11 protein-coding genes are annotated in these 14,490 nt (G+C 72.3%); 6 read left to right on the top strand and 5 right to left on the bottom strand.

All coding sequences use genetic code 11. The features are described from left to right. Nucleotides 1-65 precede the first annotated feature (65 nt). Genes ACR9ZK_RS01675 through ACR9ZK_RS01650 form a run of 6 tightly spaced genes read left to right on the top strand, consistent with a single transcriptional unit; the run spans nt 66 to nt 9,896 of the window. Nucleotides 66-2,261 (top strand): alpha-1,4-glucan--maltose-1-phosphate maltosyltransferase, encoded by a 2,196-nt coding sequence (locus ACR9ZK_RS01675; protein WP_481339393.1) that lies wholly within the window; start codon nt 66-68, stop codon nt 2,259-2,261. Nucleotides 2,262-2,265: 4 nt separating this feature from the next. Further along, on the top strand, nt 2,266-3,972 hold the full coding sequence (gene treS, locus ACR9ZK_RS01670) for a maltose alpha-D-glucosyltransferase (RefSeq protein WP_481339390.1): 1,707 nt from the start codon (nt 2,266-2,268) through the stop codon (nt 3,970-3,972). Continuing rightward, nucleotides 3,972-5,399 (top strand): maltokinase N-terminal cap-like domain-containing protein, encoded by a 1,428-nt coding sequence (locus tag ACR9ZK_RS01665; protein WP_481339387.1) that lies wholly within the window; start codon nt 3,972-3,974, stop codon nt 5,397-5,399. The genes treS and ACR9ZK_RS01665 overlap by 1 nt, the downstream gene beginning before the upstream one ends. Next, the gene (gene glgB, locus ACR9ZK_RS01660; protein ID WP_481339383.1) at nt 5,396-7,714 is read left to right on the top strand and encodes a 1,4-alpha-glucan branching protein GlgB; all 2,319 of its coding nucleotides are present in this window, start codon (nt 5,396-5,398) and stop codon (nt 7,712-7,714) included. Before ACR9ZK_RS01665 ends, glgB begins: the two co-directional genes overlap by 4 nt. Then, nucleotides 7,711-9,357, top strand: a complete 1,647-nt coding sequence (pgm, locus tag ACR9ZK_RS01655; protein WP_481339379.1) for a phosphoglucomutase (alpha-D-glucose-1,6-bisphosphate-dependent) — start codon at nt 7,711-7,713, stop codon at nt 9,355-9,357. Before glgB ends, pgm begins: the two co-directional genes overlap by 4 nt. Then, on the top strand, nt 9,354-9,896 hold the full coding sequence (locus tag ACR9ZK_RS01650; protein ID WP_481339376.1) for a hypothetical protein: 543 nt from the start codon (nt 9,354-9,356) through the stop codon (nt 9,894-9,896). The genes pgm and ACR9ZK_RS01650 overlap by 4 nt, the downstream gene beginning before the upstream one ends. A gap of 9 nt (nt 9,897-9,905) precedes the next feature. Here ACR9ZK_RS01650 and ACR9ZK_RS01645 read toward each other — a convergent pair whose 3' ends face one another. The 5 genes from ACR9ZK_RS01645 to meaB form a co-directional block, all read right to left on the bottom strand. Next, on the bottom strand, nt 9,906-10,850 hold the full coding sequence (locus ACR9ZK_RS01645) for a co-chaperone YbbN (protein WP_481339373.1): 945 nt from the start codon (nt 10,848-10,850) through the stop codon (nt 9,906-9,908). 14 nt (nt 10,851-10,864) lie between these two features. Then, the gene (locus ACR9ZK_RS01640; protein ID WP_481339369.1) at nt 10,865-11,857 is read right to left on the bottom strand and encodes a DUF8094 domain-containing protein; all 993 of its coding nucleotides are present in this window, start codon (nt 11,855-11,857) and stop codon (nt 10,865-10,867) included. A gap of 229 nt (nt 11,858-12,086) precedes the next feature. After that, nucleotides 12,087-12,398, bottom strand: coding sequence for a thiamine-binding protein (locus ACR9ZK_RS01635; protein WP_481339367.1), 312 nt, complete (start codon nt 12,396-12,398; stop codon nt 12,087-12,089). A 35-nt stretch (nt 12,399-12,433) separates the two neighbouring features. Beyond that, on the bottom strand, nt 12,434-13,438 hold the full coding sequence (locus ACR9ZK_RS01630; RefSeq protein WP_481339363.1) for an N-acetyltransferase family protein: 1,005 nt from the start codon (nt 13,436-13,438) through the stop codon (nt 12,434-12,436). Between the two features lie 73 nt (nt 13,439-13,511). Then, on the bottom strand, nt 13,512-14,480 hold the full coding sequence (meaB, locus tag ACR9ZK_RS01625; RefSeq protein WP_481339361.1) for a methylmalonyl Co-A mutase-associated GTPase MeaB: 969 nt from the start codon (nt 14,478-14,480) through the stop codon (nt 13,512-13,514). Nucleotides 14,481-14,490 lie beyond the last annotated feature (10 nt).

The following is a 14,490-nucleotide window of genomic DNA, read 5'->3' as shown; positions in this document are numbered from 1 at the left end:
GTTCCAGCAGGCCCGCACGACCGCGCTCGCAGGTCTCGCCCGCGAGCCGCCCCGACCCGACGTCCGTGACCACCGTGTCCCGCGACGCCCCGGCGACGCCTCCCCAGGCGGCGGCCGCCGCCCCGGCACCTGCGCCCGACGACTCCCACCCCTCGGCGGACGCGGCCTTCGTCGACGAGACCGCAGCGGGCGCCTCCCACCTGGCGCCCGAGCACCCGGCGAGCGAGGCCCCGACCGTCGAGGGCTATCCCGGGCAGGCCCTGCCCATCGGCCGCATCCCGGTCAGCGACGTGCGTCCCCTCGTCGACGGCGGCACCCGCCCGGCCAAGTCGGTGGTCGGCGAGGAGTTCGTCGTGCGCGCGAAGGTGTTCCGCGAGGGCCACGACGCCGTCAACGCCACCGCCGTGCTCACCGACCCCGACGGTCACGACCACTACTTCGCGATGCACTGCGACAACCCCGGCACGTCCGAGTGGTCCGCGACCGTCGTGGCCGGCCGCGAGGGTTGGTGGACCTACCGCGTCGAGGGGTGGTCCGACCCGTACGCGACGTGGGTCCACGACGCCGGCATCAAGATCGCCGCCGGCGTCGACGAGGACCTCATGTGCGCCGAGGGCGTCCAGGTGCTCGAGCGCTTCGCCGAGGCGGTCCGCGGCCAGGGCGTCGACGCGTCGGACATCGACCGGGGCGCACTCGCCCTCGCCGACACCCGCCGCCCCGCGGCCCACCGCTTCGGCGCGGCCACGTCCCCGGAGATCCGGGGACTGGCGGCGATCATGCCGCTGCGCGAGCTCGTCTCCCCCTCGCCGACCTACCACCTCCACGTCGAACGCGAGCTCGCGCTCTTCGGCGCGTGGTACGAGATCTTCCCCCGCTCGGAGGGGGCACGCCGCGACCCGGAGACCGGTGAGTGGGTTTCGGGCACGTTCCGCACGGCCGCCGAGCGGCTGCCCGCGATCGCCGACATGGGCTTCGACGTCGTGTACCTGACCCCCATCCACCCCATCGGCACGACGGCGCGCAAGGGCCGCAACAACAGCCTCGCAGCCGAACCCGGCGACCCCGGATCCCCTTATGCCATCGGCTCGCCCGACGGCGGGCACGACGCCATCCATCCCGACCTCGGCACCTTCGAGGACTTCGACGCGTTCGTCGCCGAGGCCCGCCGCGTCGGCCTCGAGGTGGCGCTCGACATCGCGCTGCAGGCCTCGCCGGACCACCCGTGGGTGCACACCCACCCCGAGCTGTTCACGACGCGGGCCGACGGCACCATCGCCTACGCCGAGAACCCGCCGAAGAAGTACCAGGACATCTACCCCCTGAACTTCGACAACGACCCCGCCTCGGCGTACGCCGAGGTGCGGCGCGTCATCCAGGTCTGGCTCGACCACGGCGTGCGGATCTTCCGCGTCGACAACCCGCACACCAAGCCGGTCCGGTTCTGGCAGTGGCTCATCGCCGACGTCGCCGAGCGGTACCCCGAGACGATCTGGCTCTCCGAGGCGTTCACGAAGCCGGCCATGATGCACGAGCTGGCCAAGGCCGGCTTCCAGCAGAGCTACACGTACTACGCGTGGCGCAACCAGCGGTGGGAGCTCGAGGAGTACGGCCGCGAGCTGGCCTCCGACGCCACGGGCGCCGCGTACATGCGCCCGTCCTTCTGGCCCACGACGCACGACATCCTCACGCCGTACATGCAGTACGGCGGCCCCACGGCGTGGAAGCTGCGGGCGGCGCTCGCCGCGACGATGGTGCCGACGTACGGCATCTACGCCGGGTACGAGCTGATGGAGCACGTCGCCCGGCCCGGCGCCGAGGAGCAGATCGACAACGAGAAGTACGAGTACAAGGACCGCCAGTGGTACCTCTACGAGCCCGGCGGCCCGCTCGAGGACCGGTCCCTCGCGTGGTATCTCAAGCGTCTCAACGAGATCCGCGGCTGGCACCCCGCGCTGCGGTGGCTGCGCAACCTGCACTTCCACTCGGCCGAGGACGACAACGTCCTCGTCTTCAGCAAGACCCGGGTCGACCGCGCGACGGGCGAGCGCGACACCGTCCTCGTGGTCGCCAACCTCGACCCGCACGCCACCCGTGAGACGTGGGTGCACCTCGACCTCGAGGCGATGGGTATGGCGACGTGGTCGACCTTCGACGCGCACGACCACATCACCAACCAGACGTGGCAGTGGCGGCAGGACAACTGGGTCCGCCTCGGCCCCGACTCCGAACCCGTCCACATCATCAGCGTGAGGAGCCATTGACCGCATGCAGGGACTCAACCTCTCCCAGCCGGGGCTGAAGCACGACCCCCAGTGGTTTCGCAAAGCGGTCTTCTACGAGGTGCTCGTGCGCGCCTTCGCCGACAGCAAGGGCGTCGGCGCGGGCGACTTCACCGGCCTCATCGGCCGGCTCGACTACCTCCAGTGGCTCGGCGTGGACTGCCTCTGGCTGCCGCCGTTCTACGCCTCCCCCCTGCGCGACGGCGGCTACGACATCTCCGACTACAAGGCGGTGCTGCCCGAGTTCGGCACCCTGCCGGAGTTCACCGAGCTCGTGTCCCAGGCGCACGCCCGCGGCATCCGCATCGTCACCGACCTCGTCATGAACCACACGAGCGACCAGCACCCGTGGTTCCAGGCGAGCCGGGCCGAGCCGGACGGGCCCTACGGCGACTTCTACGTCTGGTCCGACACCGACGAGGGCTACGACGACGCCCGCATCATCTTCGTCGACACCGAGGTGTCGAACTGGACCTTCGACCCGGTGCGCCGGCAGTTCTTCTGGCACCGCTTCTTCAGCCACCAGCCGGACCTCAACTTCGAGAACGAGGCCGTCCAGGAGGCGATGTTCGACGTCGTCCGCTTCTGGATGGACCTCGGCATCGACGGCTTCCGGCTCGACGCCGTTCCCTACCTCTACGAGGAGGAGGGCACGAACTGCGAGAACCTGCCGCGGACGCACGAGTTCCTGGCCCGGCTGCGCGCGATGGTCGACACCGAGTACCCCGGGCGCATCCTCCTCGCCGAGGCCAACCAGCCGCCGGCCGAGGTCGTCGACTACTTCGGCACCGACGAGGCGCCCGAGTGCCAGATGTGCTTCCACTTCCCCGTCATGCCGCGGCTCTACTACTCGCTGCGCGAGGAGAAGGCCCAGCCGATCATCGACGTCCTCGCCGACACCCCGGCGATCCCCTCGGGCACCCAGTGGGGCACCTTCCTGCGCAACCACGACGAGCTGACGCTCGAGATGGTGACGCCCGAGGAGCGCGCGGCGATGTACGGCTGGTACGCGCCCGACCCACGGATGCGCGCCAACATCGGCATCCGGCGCCGCCTCGCGCCGCTGCTCGACAACAGCCGCCCCGAGATCGAGCTCATCCACGCCCTCGTGCTCTCGCTGCCGGGATCGCCGTGCCTCTACTACGGCGACGAGATCGGCATGGGCGACAACATCTGGCTCAACGACCGGGACGCCGTCCGCACGCCGATGCAGTGGACGCCGGACCGCAACGCCGGGTTCTCGACGGTCGACCCCGGCAAGCTCTACCTGCCGGTCATCAGCAGCCTCGTGTACCACTACAACAACGTCAACGTCGAGGCGCAGATGGCCTCGTCGTCCTCGCTGCTGCACTGGGTGCGCGGGATGCTGCAGGTGCGCAGCCGCCACCCCGTCTTCGGCCTCGGCGACTTCACCGTCGTCCCGGCCGACAACGACCACATCCTCGCCTTCACCCGCTCGATGGACGCCGAGGGCGACGACCCGGCCGAGGCCATCCTCTGCGTCAACAACCTGAGCAGCCGCCCGCAGGCCGCGACGATCCAGCTGCCCGAGCAGCTCTCGGGGCGGGCGCTCGTCGACCTCTTCGGCGGCAGCGGGTTCCCCTGGGTGGCGGCCGACGGACGCGTGACGCTGACCCTCGGCTCGCGCGACTTCTTCTGGCTCCAGCTGCGCGGACAGGAGGACTACCGCTGATGGCCGTCGTCCACAAGGGGGCCACGATCGCCCCGACCAAGACCGAGATGGTCACCGCGTGGATGCCGCGCCAGCGCTGGTACCACGGCAAGGGCCACGTGCCGCAGCTGCGCCGGGTCGGCGGCTTCCGCTTCGAGGACCCGGCGGGCGCGGTCGGCGTGGAGACGCTCCTGCTGTCCGACGACGCCGCCTCGCCGCCCGTCGTCTACCAGGTTCCGCTCACCTACCGCGGTGCGCCGTTGGAGGGCGCCGAGCACGCCCTCCTCGGCACGATGGAGCACAGCGTGCTCGGCACCCGGTGGGTGTACGACGGCCCGCACGACCCGGTGTACGTGTCCGAGCTCGTGCGCACCATCCTCCGCGCGGACGTGTCCGACGACGCGCAGGCGTCGGTCGGCAGCAACGCCCGAGCCACCGGGTCGGCGACCGGGCACGTCGCCGGCAGCGTCGAGTCGTCCAAGGTCCTCACCGGCGAGCAGTCGAACACGTCGATCATCTGCCGGATGACCGCCGACGGAGGTGGGCCGGCCGAGCCCCTCATCGTCAAGGTGTTCCGCACGGTCCAGGACGGCGACAACCCCGACGTCGTCGTCCAGTCCGCGCTGACACAGGAGGGCTCGGACCGGGTGCCCCGCGCGTTCGGCAACCTGCACGGAGCGTGGGACGCCCCGGCGGGCGACGGCGTCGAGCACGGCCACCTCGCCTTCGCCCAGGAGTTCATCCCCGGCGTCGAGGACGCGTGGCGCGTCGCCCTCGTGGCCGCCGCGGCCGGCACCGACTTCACGGCGCGGGCCCGCGAGCTCGGGGTGGTCACCGCGCAGATCCACGCCGCGCTCGCGCACGCGCTCGGCACGACCGAGGCGACGCCCGAGGCACGCGCCGCGCTCGTCGCCTCCATGCGGCAGCGCTACGCCGCGGCGGTGTCCCTCGTGCCCGACCTCTCGACCCGCGCCGATGCCGTCGGTCGGGTGGCCGAGTCGGTGCGCGACGTGGAGTGGCCTGCGCTCCAACGCATCCACGGCGACTACCACCTCGGGCAGGTGCTCGACGTCCCCGAGCGCGGCTGGGTGGCCCTCGACTTCGAGGGCGAGCCGCTGCGCCCCCTCTCCGAGCGCGTCGCGCCCGACCTCACCCAGCGTGACGTCGCCGGCATGCTGCGCTCGTTCGACTACGCCGCCGGCTCGGTGGCGCTGGCCGAGGCCCCCGTCGACGCCACGGCGTGGGCGGCCGCCTGTCGCAGCGCCTTCCTCGAGGGGTACGCGTCGGTGGCGGGCGAGCCGAGCCCCGACGCCACGACGCTCGTCCGGGCCCTCGAGCTCGACAAGGCTCTCTACGAGGTGGTCTACGAGGCGCGCAACCGCCCCTCGTGGCTGCCCATCCCGCTCGACGCCGTCGAGCGGCTCACCAGCGAGGAGGCCACTTCGTGACCGACCACCCGACCGGCACCCCGACCCTCGACCACCAGGCGATCGATGCGTTCCTCCAGGCCCGCAACGGCCAGCCGCACGACCTCCTGGGCCACCACATGGGGCCCGGGGGCCTCACCATCACGGCGTTCCGCCCCTTCGCCACCCGGGTCCGCGCCCGGCTCGACTCCGGTGACCACGTCGAGCTGCAGCACGTCCGCGACGGCATCTGGTCGATGACCTCGCCCGACTTCGGCACGACCCACGACTACCGCCTGCTCGTCGAGTACGGCGACGGCGTCGAGCACGAGCAGGACGACCCGTACCGGTTCGCCCCGACCCTCGGCGAGGTCGACCGGCACCTCGTCGGAGAGGGGCGACACGAGCAGCTGTGGAAGGTCCTCGGCGCGCACGTGCGCCGGTACTCCGGCCCGCTCGGCGAGGTCTGGGGCGTGTCGTTCGCGCTGTGGGCCCCGCGGGCCAAGGCGGTCCACGTCATCGGTGACTTCAACGGCTGGGACCGTCGCACCCACCCGATGCGCGCGCTGGGCCAGAGCGGCATCTGGGAGCTGTTCATCCCCGGCGCCCAGGAGGGCATGAACTACCAGTTCGCCGTCCGGGGACCCGACGAGCTCGTCCGGCTCAAGAGCGACCCCATGGCCCGGATGACCGAGGTGGCGCCGAAGCAGGCGGCCATCGTCACCGAGTCGCACTACAGCTGGGGCGACGGCGAGTGGATGGAGCAGCGGCGGCACCGCAACGCGCACGAGGGTCCGATGAGCGTCTACGAGGTGCACCTCGGCTCGTGGCGCCAGGGGCTGGGCTACCGCGGCCTGGCCGAGCACCTCGTCAACTACGTGCGCGACCTCGGGTTCACCCACGTCGAGTTCCTGCCCGTCATGGAGCACCCCTACGTGCCCTCGTGGGGCTACCACGTCACCGGCTACTACGCCCCCAGCTCGCGGTGGGGCACGCCCGACGAGTTCCGCCACCTCGTCGACGAGCTGCACAAGGCCGGCATCGGCGTCATCCTCGACTGGGTTCCCGGGCACTTCGCCACCGACGAGTGGGCGCTGGCCCGCTTCGACGGTCTGCCGCTCTACGAGCACCCCGACCCGCGTCGCGGCTGGCACCCGGAGTGGGGCTCGAACATCTTCGACTACGGCCGGCCCGAGGTGCGCAACTTCCTCGTCGCCAACGCCCTGTACTGGCTCGAGGAGTTCCACGCCGACGGTGTGCGCGTCGACGGCGTCGCCTCGATGCTCTACCTCGACTACGCCCGCGGCGAGGGCCAGTGGGTGCCGAACAAGGACGGCGGCCGCGAGAACCTCGAGGCCGTCGAGCTGCTCAAGGAGACCAACGCCACGGCGTACAAGCGCGAGGGCGGCATCGTCACCGTCGCCGAGGAGTCGACGACGTGGCCGGGGGTGACCCGCGCGACCGACCAGGGCGGCCTCGGGTTCGGCTTCAAGTGGAACATGGGCTGGATGAACGACTCGCTCAAGTACCTCGGTCAGGACCCGATCTACCGCAAGTACGAGCACGGCAAGCTGACGTTCTCCCTCATGTACGCCTTCGACGAGAACTTCGTCCTGCCGATCAGCCACGACGAGGTCGTGCACGGCAAGGGCTCGCTGCTGCGCAAGTCGCGCGGCACCCGCGAGGAGCAGGTGGCGACGCTGCGTGCCTTCCTCGCCTACCTCTGGTGCCACCCGGGCAAGCAGCTGCTCTTCATGGGCTGCGAGTTCGGCCAGGAGTCGGAGTGGTCGGAGGGCCGCAGCCTCGACTGGTGGCTGCTCGAGCAGCCGCTGCACTACCGCGTGCACAACCTCGTCAAGGACCTCAACGGCATCTACCGGCACCACCGTGCCCTCTGGGAGCTCGACAACGACCCGTCCGGGTTCGAGTGGCTCGAGGCCGACGACGCCGACCACAACACGTTCTCGTGGCTGCGGTTCGGCCGTGGTGACCGCGCCACGGACGCGCCCGCCGTCGCGTGCGTCATGAACTTCAGCGGCGAGACGCAGCCCTACTACCGCCTCGGACTGCCGCGCGGCGGGCGCTGGGAGGTCGTCCTCGACACCGCCGGCTACCACCCCGACGCCCCGAGCAGCGCCGGCATGGTCATCGAGGCCGCGGCCGAGCCGTGGAACTCCCAGCCTTTCTCGGCGGCGATCACGGTGCCCCGGTTCTCCACCGTGTGGCTCGTGCCGGTGCAGGAACCGGCCGTCGGGGCCGCTGCGACCGGTGGCGCGGGCGAGGCGTCCGCCCAGTCCCTTCCAGCCGGCGGCCAGCCGGACGCCGACCGCCCGACGACGAACGGAGACCCCTCATGAACCACCCGCGCGCGGGCCAGCCGGCCCGCCCCGAGGACCTCGTCGACGTCGAGGCGCTCGTCGCCGCGTACTACGACGGCCACCCCGACGTCGACGACCCCGACCAGCAGGTCGCGTTCGGCACGTCCGGCCATCGCGGCTCCAGCCTGCGTACCGCCTTCAACGAGGACCACATCCTCGCCACGACGCAGGCCATCGTCGACTACCGCTCCTCGCAGGGTTTCGACGGCCCGCTCTTCATCGGCCGCGACACCCACGGCCTGTCCGAGCCGGCGTGGCGCTCGGCACTCGAGGTGCTCGTCGCCAATGGGGTGACGGTGCTCGTCGACGACCGTGACGGCTACACCCCCACCCCCGCCGTCTCCCACGCGATCCTCAGGGCCAACCGCGGAAAGGCTTCGGGCGCAAGCGGTCTCGCCGACGGCATCGTCGTCACGCCGTCGCACAACCCGCCGGCCGACGGCGGCTTCAAGTACAACCCTCCGCACGGCGGACCGGCCGACACCGACGCCACCTCGGTCATCGCACGGCGTGCCAACGACCTCATCCGCGGGGGCCTGTCCGGCGTGAAGCGCGTGTCGTTCGAGAAGGCCCGTGCCGAGGCCGGCGCCTACGACTTCCTCGGCACGTACGTCGACGACCTCCCGTCGGTGCTCGACCTCGACCGCATCCGAGAGGCCGGCGTCCGCATCGGCGCCGACCCGCTCGGTGGCGCGTCGGTGGCCTACTGGGGCGAGATCGCCGAGCGGCACGGCCTCGACCTCACCGTCGTCAACCCGCGCGTCGACCCGCAGTGGGCGTTCATGACGCTCGACTGGGACGGCAAGATCCGCATGGACTGCAGCTCGCCCTCGGCGATGGCCTCGCTCATCGGCGCCAAGGACGACTACGACATCTCGACGGGCAACGACGCCGACGCCGACCGCCACGGCATCGTCACCCCGGACGCCGGGCTGATGAACCCCAACCACTACCTCGCCGTGGCGATCCGCTACCTCTACGGCGGCGCGCGGCCGGGCTGGGGCGAGGGCACCGCCATCGGCAAGACGCTCGTGTCCTCCTCGATGATCGACCGCGTGGCCGGCGAGCTCGGCCGCACCCTGCTCGAGGTGCCGGTCGGCTTCAAGTGGTTCGTGCCGGGCCTGCTCGACGGCTCCGTGGGGTTCGGCGGGGAGGAGTCGGCCGGCGCGAGCTTCCTGCGCACCGACGGCAGCGTGTGGTCCACCGACAAGGACGGCATCCTCCTGGCCCTGCTGGCCTCGGAGATCCTCGCCGTCACGGGCCGCACGCCGAGCCAGCACTACGCCGACCTGACCGAGCGCTTCGGTTCGCCGGCCTACGCCCGCATCGACGCCCCGGCCGACCGGGAGCAGAAGGCCAAGCTGGCGGCGCTGTCGCCCGACGACGTCACCGCGCAGTCCCTTGCGGGAGAGTCGATCACCGGCAAGCTCACCTCGGCGCCGGGCAACGACGCGAAGATCGGCGGGCTCAAGGTGACCACCGAGAGCGCGTGGTTCGCCGCCCGCCCGTCCGGCACCGAGGACGTCTACAAGATCTACGCCGAGTCCTTCAAGGGCGCAGAGCACCTCGCCCAGGTGCAGGCCGAGGCCCGCGACGTCGTGTCGGCGGCGCTCGGCGGATGACCGATGCCGGATCGCCCGGTGCCGGCCCCGCGGGCGGGGACGGCGCCGGTGAGGTTCACGGTCGCCTCGTCCTCGTGACCGGGGCGGACGCGTCAGGCCTCGGTCGCCTGGCCCGTGCTGTCGGGGAACGGCTCGGCGGGGCCGTCGTCGTCGAGGGCCGGGTGCTCGACGCCATGCTCGTCGGCGGGGCCTGGGCCGAGCCGGTCCCGGCGGGTGGCGACCTCGCCCACGTGCGCCGCCGGCTGCTCCGGTGGTCGGCCGGGCTCGCGGTCGCCGAGACCTACCTCATCGAGGGCTACGACGTCGTCGTCGCCGACCGTGTGGAGGGCGACCTCCTCGAGGACTACCTCGACCTGGCTGCGCCGGAGCCGGTGCACCTCGTGGTCGTCGGCGCCGGCATCGACCCCGCCACGCCTGGCTGGGGCCTCTGGGTCACGACCCCGCCCGAGACCGGGGACGCCGAGGCCCTGGCCGGCACGTCGGCCGAGGTGGTCGAGCGGCTCGGTGAGTCGCTCGTCCGGACCGCTCCGACGGACTGAGCAGCCGACTCAGAACAGGGCGCTCATCAGGGCCTTGCGGGCCCGCGCGACGCGCTCGTCGGAGGTGCCGACGAGCTCGAAGAGCTCGACGAGGTGCTCGCGGACCCGGTTGCGGTCGGCGTCGGCCGTGACCCGCACCGTGTCGACGAGGCGCGCGAACGCGTCCTCGACGTGGCCGCCGAGGACGTCGAGGTCGGCAACGAGGATCTGGGCGTCGACGTCGGTCGGGGCCGCGGCCGCGGCGGCGCGCGCCTCCTGCAGGTCGGCACCCCGGGTGCGCTGGAGCAGGCCGACCTGGGCGAGGCCGATCTTGGCGTCGGTGTCGGCGGGGCTCTGCGCCAGCGCCTCGCGGTAGGCCTCGGCCGCAGTGTCAAGGTCGTCGGCCTCGATGGCGTCGAACGCCTTCTGGTGCAGGGGCGGCAGCGGTTGCTCCTCGACGGCGTCCTCCTCGACCGGGGCCTCCCCGGCGCCCGGCACCGTGCCGGTGACGCCGTGCTGCGCCGCGAGGGCGAGCACCTGGTCCACGACGGCGGTGACCTGGGCCTCGGGCTGCACACCCTCGAAGAGCGGCACGGGCTGGCCCTGGACGAACGCGAAGCTCACCGGGACGGCCTGCACCTGGAAGGCCTGCAGGATGCCGGGGTTGGCGTCGACGTCGACGGTGACGAGCTGGAAACGCCCGGCGTAGCGCCGGGCCACCGCCGCGAACGTCGCGACGAAGTCGGCCGACTCCTGCAGCCGGGGCGACCACAGGACCATGACGACGGGGAAGCGGGCGCTCGCCCCGACGATGTCGCGGACCGCCGCGTCAGTGCCCTCGACGACGACGCCGGCAGCGTCCGTCGAGGTGGCGGCCGCGGCGGAGCCGGGGCCAGCCGGCGGGGCCGGACGCTTGAGCGACGAGAGGTCGACGGCACCGCGCAGTGCTGCTGCGGTGAATGGCTGCTGGCTCATGGATCAATCCTGCCTCACCGGCCCGTGCCGTCGACGAGCTGGTCCGAGGAGGCCACGACGCGGGCCTGGCCGGAGGCGGGGATGACGAAGGCGACGATCTCGTTCGAGGTCAGGTCGGCCTCGGTGGTGATCTGCTTGATGCCGGTCAGGAGGGTGAGGTCCTTGGCCGGCTTGAGCTTCATCGGCGTGCGCATCGCGATGGCGTCGTGGCGCACGAGGTGGGCGAACACGATCGCGCCCTGGCCGTCCTTGAGGCGCAGCCCGCCGATGACCCCCTTGGGCTCGTGCTTCTGGGTGAAGGAGCCCTGGTTGTTCAGCGCCTGGGCCTGGGCCCGGGCCGACTGGCGCAGCTGCTCGGTCAGCGGGTCGTCGGCGAGCAGCTTGGAGGCCACCGGGTCCGGGAACTGCACCGAGGAGGCGAAGGCGGCGACGACGTCGTCGGGCGCGGCGACCAGGCCCTTGCCGGCGGCGACGGCCGCCGAGCCGTCGGTCGTCGGGTCGAGCGCGTCCAGCTTGGCGTCGGGCAGCATCGGGGTGACCGCCGCGGCCTTGAACGGCCCGCTCCGGCTGTCGGCGACGAGGAGGACGAGCACCGCCGCACCGGTCTTCTTCAACGTCGTCTGGGCCAGGATCTGGACCGGCTTGTCGCCCTGCCGGGAGACGCCGAGCACCTTGGCCCCCGTCGTCGACAGCTCGGCCTCGGCCTTCTCTGCCGCGGTCCGGCCGCCGAGGGTCTTGGCGAAGGCGTTCGCCGACTCGAGGGCGGCGCCGGTCCACGCCTTCTCGCGCGCGGCCGCACCCGCGGGAGAGCCGTCGAGCATCGAGGTGGCGACGGCCGACACGGCGCTCGACACGGTCGACCCGGCGGTGTCGACCGAGACCGCGGGGGTCTCGGAGGCACCGGTCCCGTCGCTGCCGTCGTCGGCGTTTCCGGTGCACGCGGACAGCATCGCGACGGAGGCGAGGGCGGCGGCCAGGACGCGGCGACGGGTCGCGGGGCGTGGCATGGAGAGACCTTTCGGGACTCGGGAGGACCGGACGGTGACCGACACGGGCCGCCGAGGCCCCGGGCCGCTCGGGCAGCCACGGGACGTCGGACGGCCGACACGGGCGCGGCCACCGTCAAGTTACGCACGAGTCGGCGCGTCACCACAAATCGAGTCCGACGCGCCCGCGGACATAGCCGGACACTCGGGGCACCCCGGTCGGCACTACCGGCCGGGAGCTGCCCGTGGGTCAGCCGTCCTGGCGGTCGATGGCTTCCTCGAGCCGTTCGAGCTTGCCGTCGAGCTCACCGGTGAACCCGGGCCGGATGTCAGCCTTGAGGACGAGCCCGACGCGCGGCGAGACCTCGGCGATGACGTCGCAGCAGCGCTTGACGACGGCCATGCACTCGTCCCACTCCCCCTCGACCGTCGTGAACATCGCGTCGGTGCGGTGCGGCAGCCCGGACTCGCGGACGACCCGGACGGCCGAGGCGACGGCGTCGCTCACCGAGCCGGTGTCGTCGGCGGCGACGGTGGGTGCGACGGAGAAGGCGATCAGCATGCGCCCACCGTATGCCGCCGCGTCACGGCCTGCGCTCAGAGGTCCTTGCGCATCGAGTGGGCCTTCTCGGTGATGCGGAAGCCGAGGTCGACGTTGATCCGGACCATCCACGGGTTCTGCTCGTCGTTCATCGTCTGCACCCGCGTGCGCCGCGGGAACTGCTCGGCGAGCAGGTCGAGGTTGGCGACCTTGACCGCCGTGCCCAGCCGGTGGCCGCGGTGCTCCGGGAGCACGAGCGTGCCCCACTGGTGGACGACGTCCGGGTCCGACGGCGGCACGTTGAGGTCGGTGTAGGCGGCGACGGCACCGGTGTCCCGGTGAAGGGCGACGGCGGTCAGGAGGGTGTCCCCGACGCTGGCGTGGTGCTCGAGCATCGTCTGGTAGTCCTCGACCGTCTGCGACTCCGGCTCGAAGTCGACGTCGCCGGTGGGCGCGTCGAGGATGAGCCGGTTCGACGCGTCGCACACGCCCTGGCGCAGCTCCTGCGGCACGCCGCCGGTGTAGACGCGCACCTCGTACGCCTCGCCCATGGCGGTGGCGGCACGCTCGCGCTCGCGGTCCATGACCTCGGCATCGACGGGCAGCGGCAGGCACCGGACGATCTCGGTGCTCGCGACGTGGTAGCCCCGCTTCTCGGCGAAGGCGCGGTCGGGGTGGTCGTCACGGCCCTCGGGCACGAACACCTCGGCCAGGAGCATGGCGCGGTCACCGGCGCGCGCCCGCTCCTCGCTCCACGCGAGCAGCGCACCGCCGTGACCGGCGCGACGGTGCTCGGGGTCGACCCGCAGCTCGGCCCAGCACTTGTCGAGGTTCTCCCGCTCGGGGAAGTACAGCTGCGACCACCCGACGGGCGACCCGCCGACGACGGCCACCGCGCCCTCCGTGCGCTCGCCCGGGAAGTCGAAGCGCAGCCACTTGGCGAACTCCTCGGGCGTGCGCCGCACGGGGTGCACGCGCGACATGGCATCGACGCGGGAGGCGATGCCGTACAGCTCCTTGACCACGACGTCGTCGTCGCGGTCGAGCGGGATGATGTCCATGCCTCGACGGTGACACCGTGGGGCGGGCGCCCACAACGCAATTACCGCGGCGGGAAGACCGCGGAGACCGGCCTCAGTCGTCGAGGTGGGCGACGAGCCGGTCCGCCGCCGCGTAGGGGTCGAGCCGCCCGGCCACGACCTCCTGTGCCAGCGAGGCGAGGTCCGCCCGCCCACCGAGCTGGGCGAAGCGCGAACGGAGGTCGGCGAGGGCGATCGCCTGGACCTCGTCGGCCGCGCGTCGCTCGCGACGACGCGCGAGCTCCCCGTTCTCCTCGACGAACGCGCGGTGCTTGTCGAGCGCCTCCATGACCTCGTCCACGCCGGTCCCCTGCGCGGCGACGGTCTTGACGACGGGGGGTCGCCACAGCCCGGGCTCCGTCCGGTCGCCGAGGGAGATCATGTGGCGCAGGTCGCGAACGGTCGCGTCGGCGCCGTCGCGGTCGGCCTTGTTGACGACGAAGACGTCGCCGATCTCGAGGATGCCGGCCTTCGCGGCCTGGATGCCGTCACCCATGCCGGGCGCGAGGAGCACGACCGACGTGTCGGCCAGGCCGGCGATCTCGACCTCCGACTGGCCGACCCCGACCGTCTCGACGAGCACGACGTCGCAGCCGGCGGCGTCGAGCACGCGGATGGCCTGGGGGGTCGCCCACGACAGGCCGCCGAGGTGACCGCGCGAGGCCATCGAGCGGATGTAGACCTCCGGGTCGAGGGCGTGGTCCTGCATCCGGACGCGGTCGCCGAGCAGGGCGCCCCCGGAGAACGGCGAGCTCGGGTCGACGGCGAGGACACCGACCCGTAGGCCGCGTTCGCGGAACGCCCCGACGAGCGCCGTCGTCGTCGTCGACTTCCCGACGCCGGGCGAACCGGTGAGGCCGATCACCCAGGCGCTGCCGGAGCGCGGCGCGAGCGCGGCCATCACCTCGCGCAGCGCCTCGTGGCGGTCCTCGACGAGCGAGATGAGGCGCGCGACGGCGCGCGGGGACCCCGCCCGGGCCGACTCGACCAGGGCGGGGACGTCGACGGTGCGGCGGGAACTCACTGGCGGCGCG

The organism is Monashia sp. HAY1-5C, from assembly GCF_056755255.1.
This window is presented reverse-complemented; position numbering and strand designations above follow the sequence as displayed.

Excerpts from the sequence above, each read along its gene's own strand:
- treS (WP_481339390.1), top strand. The coding sequence starts at position 2,266 with ATGCAGGGACTCAACCTCTCCCAGCCGGGGCTGAAGCACGACCCCCAG.
- ACR9ZK_RS01665 (WP_481339387.1), top strand. The coding sequence starts at position 3,972 with ATGGCCGTCGTCCACAAGGGGGCCACGATCGCCCCGACCAAGACCGAG.
- pgm (WP_481339379.1), top strand. The coding sequence starts at position 7,711 with ATGAACCACCCGCGCGCGGGCCAGCCGGCCCGCCCCGAGGACCTCGTC.
- ACR9ZK_RS01650 (WP_481339376.1), top strand. The coding sequence starts at position 9,354 with ATGACCGATGCCGGATCGCCCGGTGCCGGCCCCGCGGGCGGGGACGGC.
- ACR9ZK_RS01645 (WP_481339373.1), bottom strand. The coding sequence starts at position 10,850 with ATGAGCCAGCAGCCATTCACCGCAGCAGCACTGCGCGGTGCCGTCGAC.
- ACR9ZK_RS01640 (WP_481339369.1), bottom strand. The coding sequence starts at position 11,857 with ATGCCACGCCCCGCGACCCGTCGCCGCGTCCTGGCCGCCGCCCTCGCC.
- ACR9ZK_RS01635 (WP_481339367.1), bottom strand. The coding sequence starts at position 12,398 with ATGCTGATCGCCTTCTCCGTCGCACCCACCGTCGCCGCCGACGACACC.
- ACR9ZK_RS01630 (WP_481339363.1), bottom strand. The coding sequence starts at position 13,438 with ATGGACATCATCCCGCTCGACCGCGACGACGACGTCGTGGTCAAGGAG.